This window comes from Alphaproteobacteria bacterium (genome assembly GCA_005883305.1).
Lineage (GTDB): Bacteria > Pseudomonadota > Alphaproteobacteria > Sphingomonadales > Sphingomonadaceae > Allosphingosinicella.
Genome location: VBAC01000001.1, coordinates 1,862,847 through 1,885,774 on the forward strand (window position 1 = coordinate 1,862,847; position 22,928 = coordinate 1,885,774).

Below are 22,928 nucleotides of genomic sequence, written 5' to 3' on the forward strand. Positions count from 1 at the left end.
GGGTGGCTGACGTCGATCTCGCCGCGCAGGAGCAAGGCCACGACAAGTTCCGCCGCCTCGTGGAGCGCGCGCAGCGCGAGGCGCCGGCGGCGACGGCGATCGCCCATCCGTGCGACGAGGCGGCGCTGGAGAGCGCCGTCGAGGCCTCGCGGCTGAAGCTGATAGAGCCGATCCTGGTCGGCCCCAGAGACCGCATTCAGGCCGCCGCGGATAAGAGCGGCTTCGACATCGCCGCGTTCGAGATCGTCGACGCGGAGCACAGCCACGCGGCCGCCGCCAAGGCCGTCGAGCTCGTCCGCGCCGGCCGGGCCGAGGCGCTGATGAAGGGCAGCCTCCATACCGACGAGCTGATGGGAGCGGTGGTCGCCCGCGACACTGGCCTGCGCACAGCGCGGCGGATCAGCCATTGCTTCGTTCTGGACGTTCCGGGCCACGAGGACGCCCTGATCATAAGCGACGCCGCGGTGAACATCGCCCCCAGCCTCGAGGACAAGGTCCACATCGTCCAGAACGCGATCGACCTCGCCCACTGGCTCGGCGCGCCCGAGGCGCGGGTGGCGATCCTCAGCGCGATGGAGACGGTCAACCCGAAGGTCGCCTCGACGCTCGAGGCTGCGGCGCTCTGCAAGATGGCCGACCGCGGGCAGATCATTGGCGGCCTGCTCGACGGGCCGCTCGCTCTCGATAATGCGATCAGCCCCGAGGCGGCGTCGATCAAGAAGATCGTCTCGCCGGTCGCGGGCCGCGCCAACGTGCTGATCGTGCCCGATCTGGAGGCCGGCAACATGCTCGCCAAGAGCCTGTCCTTCCTCGCCGGCGCGGACGCCGCCGGAATCGTGCTCGGCGCCCGCGTTCCGATCATCCTCACCAGCAGGGCGGATTCGCTGATCGCCCGCCTGGCCTCCTGCGCGGTCGCCTTGCTCGTCGCGGCGGCGAGGCGGCGCGATGCGGCCGCGGCCCTCCTATGACGAAGGCGGCGATCGCGGTCCTCAACGCCGGCTCGTCGAGCATCAAGTTCGCGCTCTATGCCGACGCGCCCGATCTGCCCGTTCTGTTTCGCGGCCAGATGGAGCAGATCGGGATCGCGCCGCACCTCAGCGCAAAGGACTCCGCGGGCAATCCGGTCGCCGAGGCGAGCTGGCCAGCCAAGGGCTTCGATCATCGCTCGGCGACGCAGGTCGTGCTCGAGACCGCGCGCGACCTGCTTGCCGGCGCCCAGGTCCGCGGCGTCGGCCACCGCGTCGTCCATGGCGGCACGGACTTCGCCGAACCGGTTCGGATCGACGCCGATGTGCTCGCGGCGCTGCGGAAGCTCGAGCCGCTCGCTCCCCTCCACCAGCCGCACAATCTCGCGCCCATCGCGGCGATCGCCGAGGCGGCGCCGCACATCGCCCAGGTCGCCTGCTTCGACACCGCCTTCCACCGCCGCCAGCCGGACCTCGCGCAGATGTTCGCCATTCCGCGGCGGCTGACCGAGGCCGGGGTGCGGCGCTACGGCTTTCACGGCCTGTCCTACGAATATGTCGCCCAGCGCCTCGCGGAAGTCGCGCCCGATCTGCATTCGGGGCGGGTCATCGTCTGCCATCTCGGCAACGGCGCCAGCCTCTGCGCTCTGCGGGGCGGCGCAAGCGTCGCCACGACGATGGGCTTCACCGCCGTCGACGGGCTGATGATGGGCACGCGCTGCGGAGCGCTCGATCCCGGCGTGCTCATCTACCTGATGGACGAAGAGGGGCTGGACGCGCGCGGCATCGAGAACCTGGTCTACCGCCAGTCGGGCCTGCTCGGAGTCTCCGGAATCTCGTCGGACATGCGCGCCCTTCGCGCGTCGGAAGACCCCGCAGCCGGCGAGGCGATCGCCCTGTTCGTCTACCGCATCGTCCGCGAGATCGGCTCGCTCGCCGCCGCCTTGGGCGGCCTCGATGCCCTGGTCTTCACCGGCGGCATCGGCGAGCACGACACGCTCACCCGGCAAGAAATCGCCAAAGGCTGCGCCTGGCTCGGCCTCACCCTCGACGCCGCGCGCAACGAGGAGGGCGAAGGCCGGATCAGCGCCGGCGAGTCCCGCCTGGCGGCCTGGGTCGTCCCCACCGACGAGGAGAAGATGATCGCTCGGCATACCACGGCGCTGCTCGCCCTCGGCAATCCGGCGGCGCCGCAGCCGATCGCGGTCTGATCCATCTTTTTCGTCGTGCGGACCCGACCCGGCATTCACCTTCTTCGTCCTTTTACACGATCTCAAGAAGGCGGACGGACGGGCCCTTTTCTCCCGCTAGGCTCCTGATCTAGTTCGGAGTCATCCCGGCGAAAGCCGGGACCCATGAACACGGTCTTTGAGGTGAAGCGGGATCGCCGGCGCCGGTCCCCAACCGCTTCGGTTCATGGGCCCCGGCCTTCGCCGGGGTGACTCCCTTTGATTGGCGCTGGCAGCCAACTTTCTAGAGAGGCATGCAGAAATCCGGCCACCGCGAAATGCCCGGCGCCCCGAGCTGCTCCCATACGGCCGTCCCCTAGGGATTCGCCTCGGCCTTATTGAGTATCTCCCCCAATGGGCCGGACGCCCCGGCGCGCGGATAGTCGCCGACGGGGGAGCGGGTTCCCCGAAGCTGGAGACGTCCGATGAGGGCCGAAGACGAGAGCGATTCCGCGCCGTTCCTGACCGAAATCGACTATCAGGAAGCGCCCGAGGGCTGGGACCGGCGGGCCTTCATGATGCGCAGCGCCTTGGCGAGCGCGATGGTCGTGCTGACCGGGCGGCCGATGACCGCCTTCGCCCAGACGCCGCCCGCGACGCCCGCCGCGCCGCCGCTCTCTCCGGAGCTGGACGTGGTTCGCCGCTCGCGCGGTCCGATCCAGACCACGCTCGACGAATTCTACAAGATCGGCCCCGGCCCTTCCTCGTCGCATACGATCGGGCCGATGCGGATCACCCACAATTTCTTCCAGCTCGCGAGCCAGTTGCCGGCCGCCCAGCTCGCCCAGGCGACGGGTTTCAAGGTCCACCTGTTCGGCAGCCTGAGCTCGACCGGGCGGGGCCACGGCACGGAGCGCGCCGCCCTCGCCGGGATCATCGGCATGGAGCCGGCGACGACCGATCCGGCCTTCCTCGACGGGCTCGCCGCCAATCCCGACCAGACCTTCCCGGTGACGCTCGGCCCGGCGCGCTTCAACGCCAGCCTCGCGGACATCATCTACGACGCGCCGCAGGGCGATTTCCATCATCCGAACACGATGAAGGCCAAGCTGATGGCCGGCGAGCGCGTGCTGCTGGAGAAGGAATATTATTCCGTCGGCGGCGGCTTCATCGAATGGGAGAATTACACGCCCCCGCAAAAGGGCGCGCCGCGTTATCCCTACCAGACGATGGCCGAGCTGCTTCAGCACGCGCGGCAGAACAATTTGTCGGTCGCCCAGGTCGCCATGGCCAACGAGGTCGCGGTCTCGGGCAAGAGCGAGGCGGACATCAACCGCTTCCTCGATACGACGCTGGGCGCGATGCGGGCGATCGTCCGCACCGGGCTGGAGGCGCCGCAGGGCGTTCTGCCCGGGCCGATCCGGCTGAAGACCAAGGCCAGCGACGTCTATCGCCGCGCCCAGCAGGGGCGCTCCGAGGCGCAGAAGGCCATCGGGCTGGTCACGGCCTACGCCCTCGCCGGCTCCGAGGAAAATGCCCGCGGCCACCTCGTCGTCACCGCGCCGACCGGCGGCTCGGCCGGCGTCATCCCGGCGATCGCCTACTCGCTCGGCGAGCAGGGCGCGCGCCTCCCGGACGACAAGATCCGCGCCGGCCTGATCGCCGCGGCGGCGATCGGCTATCTCGGCAAGCACAACGCCACGCTTTCGGGCGCGGAGGGCGGCTGCCAGGCGGAGATCGGAGTCGCCTCCTCGATGGGCGCGGCGATGATCGCCCAGGCCTATGATTCCGATCCGCAGGTGGTCGCCAACGCCGCCGAATCCGCGCTCGAGCACCATCTCGGAATGACCTGCGATCCGGTCGCCGGCTTCGTCCAGGTGCCGTGCATCGAGCGCTGCGCCTATGGCGCGGTCAAGGCCTGGACCGGCTATCTCATCGCCAGCAACGAGATCCCGGCCAACCGCCGGCTCGATTTCGACACGACGATGAACGCCATGGCGCTGACCGCGCGCGAGATGAACTCCAAATATAAGGAAACCTCCGAAGGCGGCCTTGCCGTCTCGGTGGTGCTCTGCTGAGCCGGCGATGGCGGCTTCGGCGCAGGAGCGCGGCGGCAATGGAGCGCTCCGCCTGGTGGCGATCGCCTGGCTGCTGACGTCGGTCTATTATTTCTACCAATATGTGCTGAGGTCGGCGCCGGCGGTGATGGTTCCGGAGCTGACGCAGGCCTTCGGCCTCAGCGCCGTTGGCCTCGCCTCGTTGGTCGGCCTGTTCTACTTCGGCTACGCGCCCTTCAGCCTCGTCGCCGGTGTTGCGATGGACCAGCTCGGGCCGCGCCGGGTCGTCCCCGTCGGCGCGGCGCTGCTCGGAGTCGGCGCGCTCCTCTTCGCGAGCGGGGACCCGACGATCGCCAGCGCCGGGCGCTTCCTCCAGGGCGCGGCGGGCGTCTTCGCCCTGATCGGCGCGGTCTATATCGCCACCACCCATTTCCCGGCCTCGCGCGCCGCGACCCTGATCGGGGCGACACAGATGTTCGGCATGGCCGGCGGCTCCGCGGGCCAGTTCCTCGTCGGCCCCGCGATCGGGGCCGGGCTCGCCTGGGACAAGTTCTGGCTGCTCATGGGCGCGGCCGGCCTGCCGATCGCCTTCCTCCTCTGGCGCTTCATTCCTGCTCCGGAGCCCAGGCAAGCCGCAGCGAAAGGCGGCTGGGCCGGCCGCGCGGGCAAGGCGATCGTTGCCGTCTTCCGCAACCCGCAATCGCTCCTGTGCGGCCTGATCGCCGGCCTGATGTTCCTGCCGACGACGATCTTCGACATGGTCTGGGGGGTTCGCTTCCTGCAGGAGGCGCACGACCTTCCCTATTCGATGGCCGTCATGCGCTCGGCCACCGTTCCTTTCGGCTGGATCATCGGCTGTCCGCTGCTCGGCATGCTTTCGGACCGGATCGGCCGCCGCAAGCCGGTCATCGCCGGAAGCGCGGCCCTCCTGCTGGGCTGCTTCCTGATGATTCTCTACGGCCCTGCCCATCTCTTTCCGCCATTCGTCCTCGGCCTCGTCACCGGAATCGCGTCGGGCGGGGCGATGATTCCCTATACGGTCATCAAGGAAGCCAATCGCCCCGAGCACAGCGGCACGGCGACAGGCGTCATCAACTTCATCAACTTCTCGCTTTCGGCCCTGCTCGGCCCGGTCTTCGCCAATCTGCTGGTTCGGGTCAGCGCCGGCGGGCAGCGCGACCTCACCCATTATCAGGCGGCGTTCGAGCCGCTCGCCTACGGCGTGGCCCTCGCGATCCTGCTCACGTTCCTGCTCCGCGAAACCGGCACCGCGAGGGACTGAAACAAGGGAGACGAACATGGCGACTCAGGCAATTCCACCGGTCCACGACGGCAGCGAGCCCTGGTTCGGCTTCCGCTCGGGCCTGTGGAACAAGGAGATCGACGTCCGCGACTTCATCCAGAGCAACGTCACGCCTTATTATGGCGACGAGAAGTTCCTCGCCGGCCCCACCGAGCGGACCGGGGCGGTCTGGGCCAGGCTCACCGCCTTGTTCGTCGAGGAGCGCAAGAAGGGCGTGCTCGACGTCTCCCAGATCCCCAGCTCGATCACCGCCCACGCCGCCGGCTATATCGACCGCGACAACGAGGTCATCTTCGGCCTGCAGACCGAATCGCCGCTGAAGCGCGCGATCATGCCAAACGGCGGCTTCCGCCTCGTCGAGACCGCGCTCAAGACCTACGGCTACGAGCCCGACCCGGCGGTGGTCGAGACCTTCACCAAATACCGCAAGAGCCACAATGACGGGGTGTTCGACGCCTATACGGAGGAGGTGAAGCGCTGCCGAAGCTCGCACATCCTGACCGGCCTTCCCGACGCCTATGGCCGCGGCCGGATCATCGGCGACTATCGCCGGGTCGCGCTTTACGGCGTCGACCGCCTGATCGAGCAGAAGCAGAAGGAGAAGAAAGGCCTCGACGCCAAGTGGAGCAGCGACGGCACGATCCGCGACCGCGAGGAGCTGGCCGAGCAGATCCGGGCGCTCGGCGAGCTCAAGGAGATGGCGGCGAAATACGGCTTCGACATTTCGGGGCCGGCGCGCACCGCCCGCGAGGCCGTGCAGTGGCTCTATTTCGGCTACCTCGCGGGCGTGAAGGAGCAGAACGGCGCGGCCATGTCGCTCGGGCGGGTCTCGACCTTCCTCGACATCTATTTCGAGCGCGACCTGGACGCGGGCCTGATCACCGAGGAGGAGGCGCAGGAGCTGGTCGACCAGTTCGTCATCAAGCTCCGGATCGTGCGCTTCCTGCGCACGCCCGAATATGACGATCTGTTCTCGGGCGATCCCACCTGGGTGACGGAATCGATAGCCGGCATGGGCGACGACGGCCGCACGCTGGTGAGCAAGAACAGCTTCCGCTTCCTCCAGACCCTCTACAATCTGGGGCCGGCGCCCGAGCCCAATCTCACCATCTGGTATTCGCCGCGGCTGCCCGATCCGTTCCGCCGCTTCTCGGCCAAGGTCGCGATCGACACCAGCTCTATACAGTTCGAGAGCGACGAGATCATGCGCTCCGCCTGGGGCGACGACGGGGCCATCGCCTGCTGCGTCTCGCCGATGCTGATGGGCAAGCAGATGCAGTTCTTCGGCGCTCGCGCCAACCTCGCCAAGTGCCTGCTCTACGCCATCAACGGCGGGCGCGACGAGATCAGCGGCAAGCAGGTCGGCCCGCATTTCGGCGCGGTCGAAGGCGACACTCTCGAGTTCGAGGACGTGCTCGAACGGCTCGAGCTGATGATGGACTGGCTCGCCGGAGTCTATGTCAGCGCGATGAACGTCATCCACTATATGCACGACAAATATGCCTATGAGCGGCTGGAGATGGCGCTCCACGATTACGCGCCGTTCCGCACCATGGCGTTCGGAATCGCCGGCCTCTCGGTGGTCGCCGACAGCCTCTCGGCGATCAAATACGGCAAGGTGAAGGTGGTCCGCGACGAGACCGGGCTGGTCGTCGATTACGAGACGAGCGGCGACTATCCCGAGTTCGGCAACAACGACAACCGGGTCGATCATCTCGCCAGCTGGCTGGTTTCGACCTTCATGGGCAAGCTTCGCAAATGCCCGACCTACCGGCACGCCCAGCATACCCAGTCGGTGCTGACGATCACCTCCAACGTCGTCTACGGCAAGGCCACCGGCAACACGCCGGACGGGCGCCGCCACGGCGAGCCCTTCGCGCCCGGCGCCAACCCGATGCACGGCCGCGACAGCCACGGGATCCACGCCTCCGCGGCATCGGTCGCCAAAATCCCCTATCGCGACGCGGAGGACGGCATTTCGCTGACCGAGACTCTGGTTCCGAGCGGGCTCGGGCGCACCAAGGACGACCAGATCGAAAACCTCACCTCGATCCTCGACGCCTTTTTCGGCTCGACCGGCTATCACATGAACATCAACGTCCTCAATCGCGAGACCCTGCTCGACGCGATGGACCATCCGGAGAAATATCCGAGCCTCACCATCCGCGTCTCGGGCTATGCCGTGAACTTCGTTCGGCTGACTCGCGAGCAGCAGATGGACGTCATCAACCGCACCTTCCACGGCGAGTGATGGAGCAGGCCCAGCCGCGCCCCCCGCTGGAGGCCAAAAGCCCCTACGAGATGCGCGTCAATCTCGGCAAGGATGTGCCCGAGACCGACGTGCGCTCGGCGCTGAAGACGGGGGACATGGGATTCCTCCATAGCTACACCACCGGATCGGCGGTCGACGGCCCCGGAATCCGCCTCGTCGCGTGGACGACGGCCTGCATGTTCCGCTGCCGCTACTGCCACAACCCGGACACCTGGACGCTCGCCAACGGCATTCCGGTGTCGATCGACCGGGCGATCGAGGGCGTGCGCAAATATGCCAACGGCCTGAAGGTGATGAAGGGCGGCTTCACCCTGTCCGGCGGAGAGGCGCTGATGCAGGACCGCTTCGCGGTCAAGCTGCTCGGCGCGGTCAAGGCGATGGGAGTCCACACCGCGATCGAGACCAACGGCTTCTATGCCGAGCGGCTCAGCGACGAGGAGCTGAAGCTGATCGACCTCGTCATCCTCGACATGAAGGCGTTCGAGCCCGAGCAGCACGAGCGCGTCTGCGGCATCCGCGACAATTCGCCCGTGCTCGCCTTCGGCCGGCGCCTCGCCGCGCTTGGCCGGCCGATGTGGCTGCGCTACGTGCTCGTGCCCGGCCTGACCGACGATCCCGACGAAATGGCGAAGGTCGCGGCCTACGGCGCTTCGCTCGGCGTGGTCGAGCGCGCGGAGATCCTGCCTTTCCATCAACTCGGCGCGCATAAATGGGGGCGCCTCGGGCTTGATTACAGCCTTGCCGGGGCCGAGCCGCCGGACAGGGAGTCGGTCGATCGGGCGATCGGCACCTTCTCGGCGGCGGGTCTCGACGCCTGTTAGCGAACGAAAGGTCGCATGAGCGACGGCCGCCGGCTCGTCCAGGACTCCCGCAACCGCATCATCGGGCTTCCCCGCACATCGAGATTGAAATGGCGGAGAGGGAGGGATTCGAACCCTCGGAACGCTTGCGCGCTCAACGGTTTTCGAGACCGCCCCGATCGACCACTCCGGCACCTCTCCGCATGGGGTATTTCTGGCCTCGCGATCACTCGGCCCGGTCGATGAGCCGCGCGCTCTAATGGCAAATTTGCATGAGCGCAATCGCCCGGAGGCGCGGAAATCGCGGCGAGGCCCCCGCCCCTTGCTTGTGGGCCCGGCGCTCCTCCACTACATATGGTGGCGTGACTCACAGCGAAAACATCCTCGCCAATCCCAAGGCTCCGTCCGTCGCCACCGCCCGCTTCGCGATCGGCGAGGTCGTGCGCCACCGGCTGTTCGATTTCCGCGGCGTGGTGTTCGACGTCGATCCGGTCTTCGCCAACAGCGAGGAATGGTATCAGGCGATTCCCGAGGACCTGCGCCCGCCCAAGGACCAGCCTTATTACCACCTGCTCGCCGAGAATGCGGAGAGCAGCTACATCGCCTATGTCAGCCAGCAGAACCTGCTCGGCGACGAATCCGGCGGCCCGGTCGAGCATCCCGCGATCCCCGACATGTTCGAAGGCTTCGCGGAAGGGCGCTATCGGCTACGCCCGGAGCGGCGTCACTAGGTCATTAATCGCCCCGCTTCGGTTGACAGCGGCTCCCTCTCTTTGTAGCAGCCCACGTCCCGCGCGGAGCCTGGCTTTGCGCGTCAAGCAATTTCGAGTTGAATGAAAGTAGGCCCATGTTCGCTATCGTGCGCACGGGCGGCAAGCAGTATCGCGTCGCCGCCGGAGACAAGATCGTGGTCGAGAAGCTCGCCGGAGAGGCGGGCGACGCGATCACCCTGAGCGACGTCCTCTTCGCCGGCGACGGCGGCGAGTCGAAGTCCACCGACGGCCTCACGGTCTCGGCCGAGATCGTCGCCCAGGCGAAGGCCGACAAGGTCACCGTCTTCAAGAAGCGCCGCCGCCACAATTACCGCCGCAAGAAGGGCCACCGCCAGCAGCTGACGATCCTCAAGATCACGGCGATCGGCGACAAGAAGCCTGGCCCGAGCAAGGCCGAGGGGGCCGAGAAGAAGGCCGCCCCGAAGGCGGAAGCGGCACCGAAGGCCGAGGCCGCTCCGGCCGCCGCCGAGAAGCCGGCCAAGGCCGCTAAGGCGAAGGCGGAGGCTCCAGCCAAGGGCGGCGCCGAAGCGGCCCCCGAGGCGAAGGCGGAGGCGCCTAAGAAGGCCGCCGCCACCAAGAAGGCCGACGATGCTGCACCTGCGAAGAAGGCCTCGACGAAGAAGCCCGCGGCTGGTAAGGCCGAGTAAACGAAAAGACGGTTAGAGAAGCACCATGGCACATAAGAAAGCAGGCGGCTCGTCGCGTAACGGCCGCGATTCCCAGTCCAAGCGCCTCGGCGTGAAGAAGTTCGGCGGCGAGAATGTCGTCGGCGGCAACATCATCGTGCGCCAGCGCGGCACCAAATATTATCCGGGCGCCAATGTCGGAATCGGCAAGGACCATACCCTGTTCGCACTTACGGCCGGCACCGTCGCGTTTCGCGACGGCAAGCTCGGCCGCAAGTTCGTGTGCGTCGAGATGCCGATTAGCGCGGACACATAGGGACAGCCGAGGAAGGGTTGTCCCGGGAGGGGCGGCCCAAGGATCTCGGTAGAGAACCAAGTGAGGGAGAGGGTCGCCAGACCCCTCCCTTTTCTTTTGTCTCCCTCACGAAGAGTCGCCGGTCCGTAGCCCGAAAGGGCCAGGGGCCGGCTCGTGAAGGGGAAGACAGATGTTCGCGATCACGCCAAGACTGCTTCTGAGGCCCGGCTGGAGGGAGGACGCGCCGGCGCTCTTCCGCGCGATCTGCGACGAGGGGATCGTCCGCAACCTCGCCCAGGCGCCCTGGCCCTACAGCTTCGCCGACGCCGAGAGCTTCCTCATGCGCGAGCGCGCGCCGCACGAGCCGACCTGCCTCGTCTTCCTGCGCACCGCGGGCGCTCCCCTCCTGGCCGGCGCGGTCGGCCTCGCCCGCAAGCCGGGGGAACGGGAGACCGAGCTCGGCTATTGGATCGCGCGGCCGTTCTGGGGCCACGGCATCGCCACCGAGGCGGCCAGGGCGCTGATCGCCAACGCACGCGAATCGCTGCGGCTGAACCGGCTCGTCGCCGGCCATTTCACCGACAACCCGGCCTCGGGCGCGGTTCTGCGCAAGCTCGGCTTCCGTTCGCTCGGCAAGACGATACGACGCTACAGCGCCGGGCGCGGCGAGGAAGTGGCCTGCCGCGAGTTCGCGCTCGACCTGCGCGAGGAGCCGGAGGCGTTCGGGCCGCGCGCGATCGCCGCCTGAGCCGCTTGCGGCGGTGCGGGCGTCTGCTTAGGGTCGGGCCATGGCAAGACGGTGGACAGGCCTGATGTCGCAGACGCCGCGCGAGAAGGTCGCGATGGCGGATGGAATCGGCCTCTTCTTCGGCGCCTTGCTCGGAGCGAACCTGGGGACGCTCGGAGGACTCAGTCTCTACGATTACGGCGTCGTGATCTTCGTCCTCGCATGCACCGTGATCGCGCTTCGGATGTTCTCTACATCCGAACGGCGGGGCTATGCCTATACGCTGCTCGCAACGTACGCGGGCGTGATCGCCTACGTCCTATATTACCAGCGGCCGGCCGGCCTGGCGCCGGCCGACGCGGCCCGGATGATGGTCACCCTGGGCATTTGGCTCGCGGCGGTGGTCTTCGTCGAGCTTCATCCCACCCGGGACCTGGAGGGCGATCAGGCGTAGGCTTCGGCCCCGGGCGCCGCGAAGTTGCGCTCGGCCCCGGCGATCAGCGCTCGGTCGTCCTGGTTCCAGGGATGGAAGCCGGGCATGAACATCGCTGCCCAGGCGCCGAGGATCTTGCGCATCATCCCCGGCCGCACCCAGGCGAACCAGAACATCCGCGCCCAGGCCTTCGCCCCGGTGATCCCGTCCTGGCGCAGCAGCTCGAGCGTCCCGAAGGTGCGGTCGACGACGAAGTTGCGGGTGACGAACAGCATCACCTTGGCCTTGATCTTCCAGCGCTTCCAGCGGGAGATGCCGCGAGTCGCGTGAAGCCAGGTGTCGTAGGCGACCGCCTTGTGCTCGATCTCCTCGATCGCGTGCCAGCGCCAGAGCGCCGCGCATTCGCCATCCGCCCTGTCGAGATGGCGCGGATTCTTGAGCAATTGGTGGGCGAGGATGGCGGTGAAATGCTCGAGGCACATGGTCGCGGCGAGGTTGACGATCGGCGGCCGCGCGCGGGTGATCGACAGGCGCCACTCCACCCGCTCCTCGAGCTTGGTCAGGTCGTAGCCGGCCTCCAGAGCGCGCTTGTTGAACTGGACATGCTCGCGGCTGTGCATCACCTCTTGCGTGACGAAGCCCTTGATCTCCTCGGCGAGCTTCGGCGGCGTGCCGTCGCGAAAGGCGCGGACGCTCTCGACGAAATAGGCCTCGCCCTTGGGGAAGGTGGCGGAGAGCGCGTTGTAGAAGGCGGTCGCGACCGGATCGCCGCCATTCCACCAGCGTGCCTGATCCATACCGCGCCCGAAGCGGCGGTCGCGCGGGGTGATCGTGAGGTCCTGGGGTGTCCGATTCATTCGCCAACCCTTCAATTCACATGAGTCATCCCGACGAAAGTCGGGACCCATGAACACGGTGCTTGAGTTTTTCCCGCCAGCGTCCGAGTTCATCGGTGCCGGATCACGCCCGGCATGACTCCCATGAGCACATACTTACACTTATGTCAATAACTCGCGAACGCCTGTCCCCCGAAGAATCGCGCGCCGCCGCTTTGGAGGCGGCGCGCACGCTGCTGATCGAGCACGGGCCGCAGGCGGTGACCCTCAAGGCCGTCGCGGCGGCGATCGGAAAGACCCATGCCAACCTGCTCCACCATTTCGGCTCGGCCGCCGGGCTTCAGGCGGCGCTGGCGCAGATGATCGGCGAGCGCGTCTGCGCCGGAATCGCCGACGCCGTCGAGCGCGCCCGCGCCCACGAGGCCGACCCGCGCTCGATCGTCGACCTCACCTTCGACGCCTTCGGCCGCGAGGGCGCCGGGGCGCTCGCCGCCTGGATGATCCTCTCCGGCAACCGCGACGCGCTCGATCCGATCCTCGACGCCATCCACCAACTGGTCGACCGCCTGCGCGCCGGCCACGAGGACCGGCCGGTGCAGGAGACCACCTTGTGGATCGTCCTCGTCGCGATGGGCGATTCGCTGCTCGGCGCGGAGATGGCCGAAGCGCTCGGCCTCGACCGGGGGAAGGCGCGGGAGATCGTCCTTCGCCAGCTGCTCGCTACGACCAGGCTCGGGGAAACGGGCTGAGAACTTTCCCCTCCCTGCAAGGGAGGGGCTAGGGGCGGGTGGCGAGCGCAGCCCGCCCCGATTTCATCGCCCGCCGCGCTTCGCGCACCCGCCCCCTCCCATCAGCCCGGATCCAAAGGACCATGCGGGGCATGGTCCGCGGGGACTGATCTTTCAGAGAGGGGCGTTATCCCCTACATGCCCCGCCATGCATTTCCTCGACCAGGCCAAGATCTTCATCCGCTCGGGCAGCGGAGGGCCGGGCGCGGTCAGCTTCCGGCGCGAGAAATATATCGAATATGGCGGTCCGGACGGCGGCGAGGGCGGCAAGGGCGGCGACATCGTCTTCGAGGCGGTCGAGGGCCTCAATACGCTGATCGACTTTCGCTACACCCAGCATTTCAAGGCGCCCCGCGGCAAGGGCGGCGCCGGGCGCAACCAGACCGGCGCCGGAGGCAAGGACCTGGTGGTCAAGGTTCCCGTCGGCACCCAGGTCCTTTCCGACGACAAGGAGCATGTCCTCGCCGATTTCACCGAGGTCGGCCAGCGCGTCGTGCTTCTGAAGGGCGGCGAGGGCGGGCGCGGCAACGCCTCCTACAAGACCTCGACCAACCGCGCCCCGCGCCAGCACGGCACCGGCTGGCCGGGCGAGGAATTGTGGGTTTGGCTCCGGCTCAAGCTGATCGCCGACGTCGGCATCGTCGGCCTGCCCAATGCCGGCAAGTCGACCTTCCTCAACGCCGTCTCCAATGCCAAGGCCAAGGTCGGCGACTATCCCTTCACCACGCTCCACCCCAAGCTCGGCGTCGTCCGCCACAAGCAGGTCGATTTCGTCCTCGCCGATATTCCCGGCCTGATCGAGGGCGCGGCCGAGGGCGCCGGAATCGGCGACCGCTTCCTCGGGCACGTCGAGCGCACCCGGGTGCTGCTCCACCTCGTCGACGCCAATGTCGAGGACGTCGCCGAAGCCTGGCGCACCGTCCGCACCGAGCTCGAAGCCTATGGCGAAGGCCTCGAGGACAAGGACGAGGTGATCGCGCTCAACAAGTGCGACCTGATCGACGCCGAGCTCGCCGAGGCGCTCGCCGGCGAGCTCCGCGCCGCCTCGGGCGCCCCGGTTTTCGCCGTCTCGGGGGCGACCGGCGCCGGGGTCGATCCGGTGCTCGACGCTCTGGTCGAGCGGATCGGGCGTGCGAAAGACGCGTCCGAGGAGGCCGACTGGTCCCCGCTGTGATGCCAAACCCGATTTCCTCCACCGTTCGTCCCGAGCGAAGTCGAGGGACCCCGCCGAGCGCAGCCGAGGCCCTATTCTCGACTATGCTCGAACGGGTGTCTCGACTTCGCTCGACACGAACGGGTTGGGGATGCTGACGTGGCTCCTCGGATCCGCACCCTCGCCATCACCGGCGGGACCGGCTTCGTCGGCGGCCATCTGATCCGCGCCGCACGCGACGCCGGCTACGAGCTTCGCGCGCTCACCCGCGGCTGGCGGCCTCACGAGGAGGGGATCGACTGGATCGAGGGCGCGCTCGACCGCCCGGCGAGCCTGGAGAAGCTCTGCGACGGCGCCGACGCGGTGATCCACGTCGCCGGGCTGATCAACGCCGCCACGCGCGCCGGCTTCGAGGCGGTCAATGTCGGCGGCAGCGCGGCGATGATCGACGCCGCTCGCGCCCAAGGCGTTCGCCGCTTCGTCCATATCTCCTCGCTCGCCGCGCGCGAGCCGGACCTGTCCGATTACGGCTGGTCCAAGGCCCGCTCGGAGCGGCTCGTCGCCGCCTCGGGGCTCGACTGGACGATCGTCCGCCCGCCCGCGGTCTACGGGCCCGGCGACCGCGAGACGTTCGAATTGTTCAAGATGGCCCGGCGCGGAATCGCCCTGCTGCCCCCATCGGGCCGCTTCTCGGTGATCCACGTCGCCGATCTCTGCCGCCTGATCCTCGCCTTGCTCGACCAGCCCGACACGCTCGGCGAGACCTACGAGCCCGACGACGGCACCGAAAATGGCTGGGACCACCGCCATTTCGCCCGGACGCTGAGCCGGATCTTCGGCAAGCGCGCCGCGACGGTCGCCATGCCCAAAGCGGTGATGCACGGCGCCGCCCGGGTCGACCGCCTGGTCCGCCGCGGAAAGGCCAAGCTGACGCCCGACCGGGTGCGCTATTATTGCCACCCCGACTGGGTCGTCGCCGCCGAGGCCCGCCCGCCCGCCAAGCTGTGGACCCCAAGCGTTCGCACCCCGACGGGCCTCAAGGCCACCGCCGAATGGTACCGCGCCCAAGGCTGGCTGCGCTAGCTTAGGAAGCGCTCGATCACGAAGGCGGCGCAGCTGGCGACGAGGCCGGCGATGAACACCTGGTAGGCCATGCCCAGCAGCCGGTATTTCTTGCGCTGGAGCACGCGGCCGTTCTGGTAGATATCGCGGGCCATGGTCCGGTAGAGCGTTTCGTCGTCCCTGAGGCGGGTAAGCACCTCCTCGATGAACTCTTCCTCCTCCATCGCCGTGAACTGCCCGAAGAAGAGCAGATTGCTCCCCCGGCCGCCCCTGCCGGGCGCGCGAACCTTCGGAATCACCGCGAGCACGGCGAGGATCGCCGACAGGAAGGCCGCGCCGCCGAGGATCAGAAGCGGCAGCGGGATGACGCCGCCCCGCGACTGGCCCACGGTGATGGTGAAGATGACGAAGGTCGCGCCCATCAGGATATTGGCCTTGGCGTCGGCGATCCCGGAAAGCTGCATCTGCGCGTGCTGCGTCGTGCGCATCATGTGGACGGCGTTGGGCGAATAGGCGGCGGGCTTTGTCTCTTCATCGGCCATGGAAAATCCTTTTCCCCGCGTTCCATTCGGCCATGCCACGGCGGTCCGCGCCTTGCCAAGCCGCCGCCGCTTCCCCCCCGACACGGCCCCGGCACATCCTTGTCGCGCGAGTGCCGACCTACGATTTGAGCAATTTCCTGTAGCCGCGAATTCCATTGTTTAATATTGTCAGCGACTTAAAGGAGTGAATACGCCCAGCGCCGGCACTGGGGCGCAACCGGGGGGAATTGCATTGCCGACCATCATGGGCACGGCCGGAAGCGACTCGCTGATCGGAACCGCCGAGGCCGACGTCATCCGCGGTCTGGCCGGCAGGGATTTCATTTCCGGCGCCGGCGGCAATGACGATATCGATGGCGGGGACGACGACGACACCCTGTTCGGCGGCGCCGGCGACGACATCGTCCACGGCGGCGCCGGCAACGACTATCTGAGCGAAGGCTCGGACGGCGAAAATGACAGCCTGTTCGGAGACGAGGGCAACGACCGGCTGGTCTACCAGGGGATGATGTCCGCCCTTGCGCTCAGCGCGCGGCTGGACGGCGGATCGGGCGACGACCGGATCGACTATTGGTCGCCGGGCGCCGCGAGCATCGCGGTCCTGCTCGGCGGCGCCGGGCATGACCGGATCTTCGTCGAGGGGGGCGGCCATGTCCAGATCGACTCGGGCGCCGATTCGGACCTGGTCCATATCCGCCTCTATCAGACGGGCTACGACATCACCCTGGGCTCCGGCAGCGATCTGCTCGTCGTCGAAAGCAATCAAGGCCATCCGTCGAACACCTTCGCGCGAATCCGGGACTTTGCCGCCGGGGATAATGGCGATTCGCTGAGCCTGATCTCCTATCTGTCCTGGCAGGCCCTGCTGTGGGATCTGGACACCAATCCCTTCGCCACCGGCTTCCTTCGTCTCGTCCAGCAAGGCGCGGACACCGTGGTGCAGTTCGACCGCGACGGCACTCGGACCCTCGAGGGGTTCACCGCTTTGCTCGTCCTGGAGAATGTCGACGCCGCGGCGCTGACGGCCCGCAACCTCGGCGGCTACGCTCCGTCCGGCGCCGCGACGGCCGGAATAACGATCGAAGGGACTGCCGCCGCCGACAATTTCAGCGCCACCAGCGGCGATGATCTGGTGCGCGGCCTGGCGGGGGCCGACGTCCTTTACGGCGGCGCGGGCAACGACCGGATCGAAGGCGGAGACGGGGACGATCTGATCGACGGCGAGTTCGGCGACGATCTGCTCATCGGCGGCGCCGGCGACGACGTCCTCCACGACGCGGCGACCGGCAGCGACCGGCTCTACGGAGAGGACGGCTCGGACCAGTTGACGGTCGACCGGCAATGGTTCTTCACGGGTCCGACGACGACTCTGCTCGACGGCGGCGCGGGCGCCGACGCCCTGAACTTCATCGGCCGATCCCTGTACGACGACGTCGTCATGATCGGCGGCGACGGGAACGACGATATCTACGTCCGGACGTCGCGTTCGGCCAGCATCGACGCCGGAGCCGGCGACGATTTCGTCAGGCTCGATTTCAGCGCCCGGAGCACGACGCTCGCTTTGGGCAGCGGCGCCGACTCCGTGTTTTTGTCGGGCGTGCCGTTCGGGCCCAATGCCTTCAAGGTGCTCGATTTCCAGCCGGGCGACGGCGGCGACAGGATCGATTTCATCTCCGTCCTTTTCAGCCTGGGCAGTTGGCAGCCGGGCTCCAACCCCTTCGCGGAACATGCTCTTCGGCTGCAGCAAAGCGGCGCCGATACGCTGCTGCTCTACCGCCTCCCCGGGGAGAGCGACGCGGCTCATCTTTTCGGCCAGCTCGTCGGCGTCGATGCGGGCAGGCTGACCCAGGCCAATCTCGGCTTCGCGCCGGCCGGCCTGATCCTGGTCGACGGCTCGGCCGGCGCGGATCGCCTGCTCGGCACCGGCGCGCCCGATGAAATCCTCGCGCGCGCCGGCGACGACACGGTCGGCGGCCAGGGGGGCGACGACCGCATCGTCGGCGGCGCCGGCGGCGATCGCCTGAGCGGAGGCGCGGGCGGCGATGTCTTCGTCTACGGCGACTCGTCGGACAGCTTTTCCGCTCTTCGCTCCGACGGGAAGAAGACGCTTCCGGATGTCCTTCAGGATTTCACCTCGGGCGAGGACCGGATCGATCTTTCCGCGATCGACGCCGTCCGGAATACGGCGCCCAACGACGCTTTCACCTTCATCGGCAGCGCCGCCTTCTCCGGCCACGCCGGCGAGCTGCGTTTCGAGATCGCGGACGGCATCGCGCGCATCGGCGGCGATCTGGACGGGGACGGCTTCGCGGACTTCCAGATCATGGCCGTGACCCCCGTCCTGCAGGCGGCCGATTTCGTCCTCTAGCCGCGGCCGGCGCCCCACCCCCAAAGCGCCCTCTTCCGGCCCTATTTCCTTGGCACCCGGTTGCTGCACTCCTAAAGGGCGGGGCATGACCGACAGAGACGAGACGTTCGACAAGGTCGCGAGGCTGATCGCGCCGTTCAACAAGAAGGGCGTGGCTCTGGCCGAGACGACCACCTTCGCCGGCGATCTCGAATGGGACAGCTTGGTGGTGATGGACTTCGTCGCGAACGTCGAGGACGAGTTCGACATATTGATCACGATGAACATGCAGGCCGAGATCGAGACCGTCGGCCAGCTGGTCGACGCGGTCGAGACCTTGAGGACGGAAGGATGAAAATCCTCCCCCGAACGGGGAGGGGGACCATCCGGTGCAGCCGGATGGTGGTGGGGCCGAGCCCCGGTCATGCGCCCGTCGACCCCTCCGTCAGCGCTCCGCGCTGCCACCTCCCCGTTCCGGGGAGGATTTGGTGACAGAATCCGTCGCCAACGCAATGAACCCGGCCGACGAGGCGCCGCTCGCCCCTTCGGGCCGCGACCTCTTTTCCAAGTTCGACGCCCTGATCGCCCAGCGCGAGGCGCTGCTCGCGACCGGCGTCAAGGACCCCTTCAGCCTGGTCATGGAAAAGGTGCTCTCGCCCACCCGCGCGGTCTGCAACGGCAAGGAAACCATTCTCCTCGGCACCTACAATTATATGGGCATGACGTTCGACGAGGACGTGATCGCCGCCGGCAAGCGGGCGCTCGACGAATATGGCTCGGGCACGACCGGAAGCCGGGTGCTCAACGGCACCTACCAGGGGCACAAGGAATGCGAGGAGGCGCTCAAGGCCTTCTACGCCATGGACCATGCGATGGTCTTCTCGACCGGCTACCAGGCCAATCTCGGAATCATCTCGACCATCGCCGGCAAGGGCGATTACATCGTCCTCGACATCGACAGCCACGCCTCGATCTATGACGGCTGCGCGATGGGCAATGCCGAGGTCGTGCCGTTCCGCCACAACGACGTCTCCGCGCTGGAGAAGCGCCTCGCCCGGATCCCGGCCGACGCGGGCAAGCTGGTCGTGCTGGAAGGCGTCTATTCGATGCTCGGCGACGTCGCTCCGCTGAAGGAGATGGTCGCCGTCTCCAGGGCCGCCGGAGCGATGGTGCTGGTCGATGAGGCGCATTCGATGGGCTTCATCGGCGAGAACGGGCGCGGAGTCGCCGAGGCGCAGGGCGTGCTGGGCGACGTCGATTTCGTCATCGGCACCTTCTCCAAGAGCGTCGGCACGGTCGGCGGCTTTTGCGTCTCCAACCATCCCAAGTTCGAGATCTTGCGGCTGGTCTGCCGCCCCTACGTCTTCACCGCCTCGCTTCCGCCCTCGGTCGTGGCCACCGCCGCGACCTCGATCCGCAAGCTGATGCAGGCCCCGCACAAGCGCGCGCATTTGTGGGAAAATTCCCGCCGCCTGCACGCGGGCCTGAAGGCGCTCGGCTTCCAGCTCGGCACCGAGGCGCCGCAATCGGCGATCATCGCGGTGATCATGCCCGATCTCGAGCAGGGCGCCGCGATGTGGGAGGCGCTGCTCGCCGAGGGCCTCTACGTCAACCTCGCCCGCCCCCCCGCGACTCCGGCCAACATGACCCTGCTGCGCTGCTCGCTCTGCGCCGAGCACAGCGAGGCGGAAGTGGGGGAGATCCTCGCCATGTTCGAGCGGGCGGGCCGGACGACCGGGGTGATCGGCTAGAGCGACTCCCGTATGTCTGATCGGCCCGTCATGCGCGTGGCCAGCGTCAGTTGGACGAAGGCCGTGCCGCCGGGGCGGGGGCCACGCGGATCGTGAAACGCCCCTCCCCGACTGTGGAGTCGAAGGATCGCGCGCGAAGATAGAGCAACCCGTCCGTCGCGATATCCAGCTCGAGCCGCGAATTACGCCCGTCCGCATCGTCGCTATAGGCGGCCTGCGCGAAGCCGATCACAGTCATCCCGCCCGCTTCCAGCACCGGGTCGAAATCCTCGCTCTCGAGCGTGATCACGATTCGCTCACCGGCGTGAACCTCAAGGGAATAGAGGCGATAGAAGGCGCGGACGGCGCCCCAACTGTCATGATCGAGGACGAGACCGGAATCCGGCCCCAGCCGCCCGGAAAGTGGCCGCGCGCGGTCGAACGGTTCCGGGTTGATCGACGCCGAACCGCCCCGCGTCAGCCGCAGCTGGAAGCTGCCGTGGTGGGGCGCCGGAACTTCGGTCCGAACGACATAGGTCCCGGTTTCCGGCAACACCGCAAGTACGGTCACATGCTTGTCGCGCGGGTCGCTGAAGCTGGCCGAGGGAGGGATTTCGGAACCTGAACCTGACTCATCGCGCTCGGCCAGCCACGAGCGGTCGAGCCTGCCGATCATCAGCCGGGATGGCAGGTTTGAATCGGAGTCGACTTGAATCCGCTCGCCTCTGGTCCCACTGAAACGGAACTCCCGGTAGCGGATGGACGTGCCGTCGCGCAGGGTCGCCGGGCTGCCGTCCTCCCATCTCCCTTCGACATGATCCCCTGTCAGCATCTCTATCTCAGGCAGCGTCGTGAGCCGGGTGGCGCTCAGGCGGTACTCTCCCCTCGTTCCGGCAAGGCCCTCGGCGCGGACGCGATAGACGCCCTCCGCCGGTGTGACGAAGCTGAGCCGCGCGTCAAAGGAATCGCCGCGATCGTCGTTGGTGACGAACGGCTCCTCCCCTTCGCTCCTGGAAATCGCGAGATACGGATCAAGTCCGCCGGCGCCGGGTCGCGTACCGGACGTGCTCTCCATATCGACCTGGACGGTGTCGCCAGCAGCCAGGCGCAGATTGAACTCCTCATAATGCCGGCCGTTGGCTTCGGGATCGTCGATCCCGATTGTGGAGACGATCGCTTCGCCGCCCAGGGCGAGGTCCCTTATCGGCGGCAATTCTGTCACTCTTAGCGTGAAATCGCCGACGCCGGAACCGAGACCCCGAGCCCGCACGACGTAGGTGCCGGCGCTGGCTGAGGTGAAGGTCACGGTCGAATTGAGCGAGCCCTGACCGTCGGTCCGGTCGTCATTGGCCCTCAACGGCTCGTCCTGATCGGGCGCTCTGAGTTCGAGATAGGTGTCGAAGCCGAATGAGTCGGCGCTCGCTGGAATTGCGTCCATGTCGATCCGAACCCCTTGGCCGGCTCGAAGCGTCAGCCGATAGTCCTCGTAATGGACCATGTCTTCCATTGTCGGGTCGTTTTCCCCGAGCGTCGATCGGATGCATTCGCCGACCGCAATTGTGCGCGACGCTTGAGCCGACGGCTCGGGACGAGCCTGGCACGTAGCGAGCGGCGGCGACGGAGCCGGCTGCGGAGCCGGCTGCCCACTGACGGGCTGGTTCCCCGGAGCCGCGGTTGCCAGCGCCAGCAATGCCCCTGCACAAAGCAAAATGGCCGTGATCCTGCGCGCCATGATTGTCCCCCTCCCGGCCAATTCTTCCCGCCCTCGAGATCATCCATTCATATTCTCTTCCCGCAAGAATTCCAGTTCGATGTCGAATGATTTGTCAACTGGCAGAGTCATGACAGGGGCGGCTGCCGCTCTTTTTTTCGAGACTCCCAAAGCCGGAGCGTATATCTTCGGCTCTTGGAACGGAATGCTTCCGGGTCCATTCAGGTCGTCTGTCCATGGGGGGCTGGATGAATCGGCGCCGACTGATCTGCTGCGCGATTCTTCTTGCGCTATTGGCGCCAGGGCCGCTGCTTGCCACGATCACGGTGAAGTCGAGCACCGCGCTGGAATTCTGGATCATCCGGCAGGACATCATGATCAATACGGCGCGAACCGCTGCTGACCAGCGCCGGCTGATCGGTGGGAATTCGCCCTACGGCCCCTGGCCGATCGGGACGCCGAGACGCGCCAAGCCCGGCGCCACTTACGTGGCATTTCCGGCCTGCGGGCCCAACCGGGAAATCAAGTCCGAAAGGTGGCAGCTGGTCGAGGCGGCGGTCAACCCCGCGGCCAACACAAATGTTAATGTGGAGTGCAACTGATGGACGGACTAACCTCGGTTACCAACCTGCTTCGCGGCCTCGGCGCGCTGATCGCCATCTTCCCGGCCGTCGCCGTCGTGTTCGGGCTGGTCGACATTCCGCCGACCCTGATTGATCTGGTCAAGATCATCTCCTTTTCAGTCAGCCTGATCGTCCTCTTGGGCGTTTTCCTATTGCGGTCGTGGATTCTGAATCTGAGCAACGGGCGCGCCGCGCTGCTTGCCGCGGTGGCGGTGGCGATCGGCGCGATCAGCCTGACCACCTACTTTCAGTTCGCCAACAGCCACACGGTCAAGATCGAGGAGAATCCGGAGGCGGAACGCTACTTCATCGTTCCGCTCAATCCCTCGCAGGCGATCCTCGACCGCGTCCGCCCGTTCGGTGGCGACTATGAAGAGGCGTTGCGCATGTCGACCCAGCGGGAGACGCTGGCGCAGCTGATGGAGGAGCAGCGCGCGTCGAGCTTGGCCATCATCAGCCTGTTGCTGATCCTTTCGCAGGTCTTGCTCATCGCGCCGGTGGTCGCCGCCGCCTGGAAGCTGGCCGGCGCGCCGGCCATCGTGCCCGAGCCGGCCGCCGCGGCCGCCGCGCCGCCGGCGCCAGCCGGCGAGCCTGCCGCGGTCGCCGCGCCGAATCCGCCCTCGACACGGGTTGGGCCCGGTTGATCGCCGGAGGATTGGGTCAAGTGATGCCGGGACTTCCAGAGGCCCGGTCCGCTGGCGCCTCGCCGCTCCTGC

At 67.3% G+C, this 22,928-nt stretch carries 22 protein-coding genes and 1 tRNA gene; 19 read left to right on the top strand and 4 right to left on the bottom strand.

Annotation, left to right across the window (positions count from 1 at the left end; translation table 11 throughout):
- The first annotated feature begins 2 nt into the window (after positions 1-2).
- From E6G92_09280 to pflA, 6 genes are all read left to right on the top strand, one after another.
- Positions 3-968 carry a phosphate acetyltransferase gene (locus tag E6G92_09280; protein ID TMJ19931.1) on the top strand — a complete coding sequence of 322 codons (966 nt, stop codon included), beginning with the start codon at positions 3-5 and terminating at the stop codon, positions 966-968.
- Positions 965-2,176 carry an acetate/propionate family kinase gene (locus E6G92_09285; GenBank protein ID TMJ19932.1) on the top strand — a complete coding sequence of 404 codons (1,212 nt, stop codon included), beginning with the start codon at positions 965-967 and terminating at the stop codon, positions 2,174-2,176. Before E6G92_09280 ends, E6G92_09285 begins: the two co-directional genes overlap by 4 nt.
- 443 nt (positions 2,177-2,619) lie before the next feature.
- Entirely contained in the window at positions 2,620-4,212 is a 1,593-nt protein-coding gene (locus E6G92_09290) for an L-serine ammonia-lyase (GenBank protein ID TMJ19933.1), read from the top strand.
- 7 nt (positions 4,213-4,219) lie between these two features.
- A complete protein-coding gene (locus tag E6G92_09295; GenBank protein TMJ19934.1) occupies positions 4,220-5,473 on the top strand; it encodes an MFS transporter in 1,254 nt (417 codons plus the stop codon).
- 16 nt (positions 5,474-5,489) lie between these two features.
- Positions 5,490-7,745 carry a formate C-acetyltransferase gene (gene pflB, locus E6G92_09300; protein ID TMJ19935.1) on the top strand — a complete coding sequence of 752 codons (2,256 nt, stop codon included), beginning with the start codon at positions 5,490-5,492 and terminating at the stop codon, positions 7,743-7,745.
- Positions 7,745-8,587: a pyruvate formate lyase-activating protein gene (gene pflA, locus E6G92_09305; protein ID TMJ19936.1), complete on the top strand. Its 843-nt coding sequence runs from the start codon at positions 7,745-7,747 to the stop codon at positions 8,585-8,587. The genes pflB and pflA overlap by 1 nt, the downstream gene beginning before the upstream one ends.
- Before the next feature lie 90 nt (positions 8,588-8,677).
- Here pflA and E6G92_09310 read toward each other — a convergent pair.
- Positions 8,678-8,767: transfer RNA gene (locus E6G92_09310), tRNA-Ser, on the bottom strand.
- A gap of 71 nt (positions 8,768-8,838) precedes the next feature.
- Here E6G92_09310 and hspQ point away from each other — a divergent pair.
- From hspQ to E6G92_09335, 5 genes are all read left to right on the top strand, one after another.
- Complete coding sequence (gene hspQ / locus E6G92_09315) at positions 8,839-9,297, top strand: heat shock protein HspQ (protein TMJ19937.1); 459 nt, start codon at positions 8,839-8,841, stop codon at positions 9,295-9,297.
- A 116-nt stretch (positions 9,298-9,413) separates the two neighbouring features.
- Positions 9,414-9,986, top strand: coding sequence for a 50S ribosomal protein L21 (gene rplU, locus E6G92_09320; protein ID TMJ19938.1), 573 nt, complete (start codon positions 9,414-9,416; stop codon positions 9,984-9,986).
- A 25-nt stretch (positions 9,987-10,011) separates the two neighbouring features.
- Positions 10,012-10,281: a 50S ribosomal protein L27 gene (locus E6G92_09325; GenBank protein TMJ19939.1), complete on the top strand. Its 270-nt coding sequence runs from the start codon at positions 10,012-10,014 to the stop codon at positions 10,279-10,281.
- Between the two features lie 169 nt (positions 10,282-10,450).
- Positions 10,451-11,008, top strand: coding sequence for a GNAT family N-acetyltransferase (locus tag E6G92_09330; GenBank protein ID TMJ19940.1), 558 nt, complete (start codon positions 10,451-10,453; stop codon positions 11,006-11,008).
- 64 nt (positions 11,009-11,072) lie between these two features.
- Positions 11,073-11,441, top strand: a complete 369-nt coding sequence (locus tag E6G92_09335) for a hypothetical protein (GenBank protein ID TMJ19941.1) — start codon at positions 11,073-11,075, stop codon at positions 11,439-11,441.
- Here the strand turns inward: E6G92_09335 and E6G92_09340 are convergent.
- Positions 11,432-12,277 carry a metal-dependent hydrolase gene (locus E6G92_09340; protein ID TMJ19942.1) on the bottom strand — a complete coding sequence of 282 codons (846 nt, stop codon included), beginning with the start codon at positions 12,275-12,277 and terminating at the stop codon, positions 11,432-11,434. The two genes, E6G92_09335 and E6G92_09340, sit on opposite strands and share 10 nt — an antisense overlap.
- A gap of 143 nt (positions 12,278-12,420) precedes the next feature.
- Between E6G92_09340 and E6G92_09345 the strand changes: the two genes are divergently transcribed.
- The 3 genes from E6G92_09345 (at position 12,421) to E6G92_09355 (ending at position 15,280) form a co-directional block, all read left to right on the top strand.
- A complete protein-coding gene (locus E6G92_09345) occupies positions 12,421-13,005 on the top strand; it encodes a helix-turn-helix transcriptional regulator (protein ID TMJ19943.1) in 585 nt (194 codons plus the stop codon).
- 187 nt (positions 13,006-13,192) lie between these two features.
- The gene (gene obgE / locus E6G92_09350) at positions 13,193-14,218 is read left to right on the top strand and encodes a GTPase ObgE (protein TMJ19944.1); all 1,026 of its coding nucleotides are present in this window, start codon (positions 13,193-13,195) and stop codon (positions 14,216-14,218) included.
- 150 nt (positions 14,219-14,368) lie between these two features.
- Positions 14,369-15,280, top strand: coding sequence for an NAD-dependent epimerase/dehydratase family protein (locus tag E6G92_09355; GenBank protein TMJ20779.1), 912 nt, complete (start codon positions 14,369-14,371; stop codon positions 15,278-15,280).
- Here the strand turns inward: E6G92_09355 and E6G92_09360 are convergent.
- Positions 15,277-15,801: a hypothetical protein gene (locus tag E6G92_09360; protein TMJ19945.1), complete on the bottom strand. Its 525-nt coding sequence runs from the start codon at positions 15,799-15,801 to the stop codon at positions 15,277-15,279. The genes E6G92_09355 and E6G92_09360 overlap by 4 nt on opposite strands.
- Before the next feature lie 232 nt (positions 15,802-16,033).
- Here E6G92_09360 and E6G92_09365 point away from each other — a divergent pair, with 232 nt between their 5' ends.
- The 3 genes from E6G92_09365 to E6G92_09375 all read left to right on the top strand — a co-directional run bounded on the left by E6G92_09365 (position 16,034) and on the right by E6G92_09375 (position 19,899).
- The gene (locus tag E6G92_09365) at positions 16,034-18,169 is read left to right on the top strand and encodes a calcium-binding protein (protein ID TMJ19946.1); all 2,136 of its coding nucleotides are present in this window, start codon (positions 16,034-16,036) and stop codon (positions 18,167-18,169) included.
- A gap of 85 nt (positions 18,170-18,254) precedes the next feature.
- Positions 18,255-18,503, top strand: coding sequence for an acyl carrier protein (locus E6G92_09370; GenBank protein ID TMJ19947.1), 249 nt, complete (start codon positions 18,255-18,257; stop codon positions 18,501-18,503).
- Positions 18,504-18,660: 157 nt separating this feature from the next.
- Positions 18,661-19,899 (top strand): aminotransferase class I/II-fold pyridoxal phosphate-dependent enzyme, encoded by a 1,239-nt coding sequence (locus tag E6G92_09375; GenBank protein TMJ20780.1) that lies wholly within the window; start codon positions 18,661-18,663, stop codon positions 19,897-19,899.
- A 46-nt stretch (positions 19,900-19,945) separates the two neighbouring features.
- On the opposite strand, the gene E6G92_09380 is transcribed toward E6G92_09375, so the two are convergent.
- On the bottom strand, positions 19,946-21,610 hold the full coding sequence (locus tag E6G92_09380; GenBank protein TMJ19948.1) for a hypothetical protein: 1,665 nt from the start codon (positions 21,608-21,610) through the stop codon (positions 19,946-19,948).
- A gap of 227 nt (positions 21,611-21,837) precedes the next feature.
- Here E6G92_09380 and E6G92_09385 point away from each other — a divergent pair, with 227 nt between their 5' ends.
- Together E6G92_09385 and E6G92_09390 are read left to right on the top strand one after the other, a co-directional pair.
- Positions 21,838-22,191, top strand: coding sequence for a hypothetical protein (locus E6G92_09385; GenBank protein TMJ19949.1), 354 nt, complete (start codon positions 21,838-21,840; stop codon positions 22,189-22,191).
- A complete protein-coding gene (locus E6G92_09390) occupies positions 22,191-22,856 on the top strand; it encodes a hypothetical protein (GenBank protein ID TMJ19950.1) in 666 nt (221 codons plus the stop codon). The genes E6G92_09385 and E6G92_09390 overlap by 1 nt, the downstream gene beginning before the upstream one ends.
- The last annotated feature ends 72 nt before the right edge of the window (positions 22,857-22,928 follow it).

Excerpts from the sequence above, each read along its gene's own strand:
- E6G92_09285 (TMJ19932.1), top strand. The coding sequence starts at position 965 with ATGACGAAGGCGGCGATCGCGGTCCTCAACGCCGGCTCGTCGAGCATC.
- E6G92_09290 (TMJ19933.1), top strand. The coding sequence starts at position 2,620 with ATGAGGGCCGAAGACGAGAGCGATTCCGCGCCGTTCCTGACCGAAATC.
- E6G92_09295 (TMJ19934.1), top strand. The coding sequence starts at position 4,220 with ATGGCGGCTTCGGCGCAGGAGCGCGGCGGCAATGGAGCGCTCCGCCTG.
- pflB (TMJ19935.1), top strand. The coding sequence starts at position 5,490 with ATGGCGACTCAGGCAATTCCACCGGTCCACGACGGCAGCGAGCCCTGG.
- pflA (TMJ19936.1), top strand. The coding sequence starts at position 7,745 with ATGGAGCAGGCCCAGCCGCGCCCCCCGCTGGAGGCCAAAAGCCCCTAC.
- hspQ (TMJ19937.1), top strand. The coding sequence starts at position 8,839 with ATGAGCGCAATCGCCCGGAGGCGCGGAAATCGCGGCGAGGCCCCCGCC.
- rplU (TMJ19938.1), top strand. The coding sequence starts at position 9,414 with ATGTTCGCTATCGTGCGCACGGGCGGCAAGCAGTATCGCGTCGCCGCC.
- E6G92_09325 (TMJ19939.1), top strand. The coding sequence starts at position 10,012 with ATGGCACATAAGAAAGCAGGCGGCTCGTCGCGTAACGGCCGCGATTCC.
- E6G92_09330 (TMJ19940.1), top strand. The coding sequence starts at position 10,451 with ATGTTCGCGATCACGCCAAGACTGCTTCTGAGGCCCGGCTGGAGGGAG.
- E6G92_09335 (TMJ19941.1), top strand. The coding sequence starts at position 11,073 with ATGTCGCAGACGCCGCGCGAGAAGGTCGCGATGGCGGATGGAATCGGC.
- E6G92_09340 (TMJ19942.1), bottom strand. The coding sequence starts at position 12,277 with ATGAATCGGACACCCCAGGACCTCACGATCACCCCGCGCGACCGCCGC.
- E6G92_09345 (TMJ19943.1), top strand. The coding sequence starts at position 12,421 with ATGTCAATAACTCGCGAACGCCTGTCCCCCGAAGAATCGCGCGCCGCC.
- obgE (TMJ19944.1), top strand. The coding sequence starts at position 13,193 with ATGCATTTCCTCGACCAGGCCAAGATCTTCATCCGCTCGGGCAGCGGA.
- E6G92_09360 (TMJ19945.1), bottom strand. The coding sequence starts at position 15,801 with ATGGCCGATGAAGAGACAAAGCCCGCCGCCTATTCGCCCAACGCCGTC.
- E6G92_09370 (TMJ19947.1), top strand. The coding sequence starts at position 18,255 with ATGACCGACAGAGACGAGACGTTCGACAAGGTCGCGAGGCTGATCGCG.
- E6G92_09375 (TMJ20780.1), top strand. The coding sequence starts at position 18,661 with ATGAACCCGGCCGACGAGGCGCCGCTCGCCCCTTCGGGCCGCGACCTC.
- E6G92_09380 (TMJ19948.1), bottom strand. The coding sequence starts at position 21,610 with ATGGCGCGCAGGATCACGGCCATTTTGCTTTGTGCAGGGGCATTGCTG.
- E6G92_09385 (TMJ19949.1), top strand. The coding sequence starts at position 21,838 with ATGAATCGGCGCCGACTGATCTGCTGCGCGATTCTTCTTGCGCTATTG.
- E6G92_09390 (TMJ19950.1), top strand. The coding sequence starts at position 22,191 with ATGGACGGACTAACCTCGGTTACCAACCTGCTTCGCGGCCTCGGCGCG.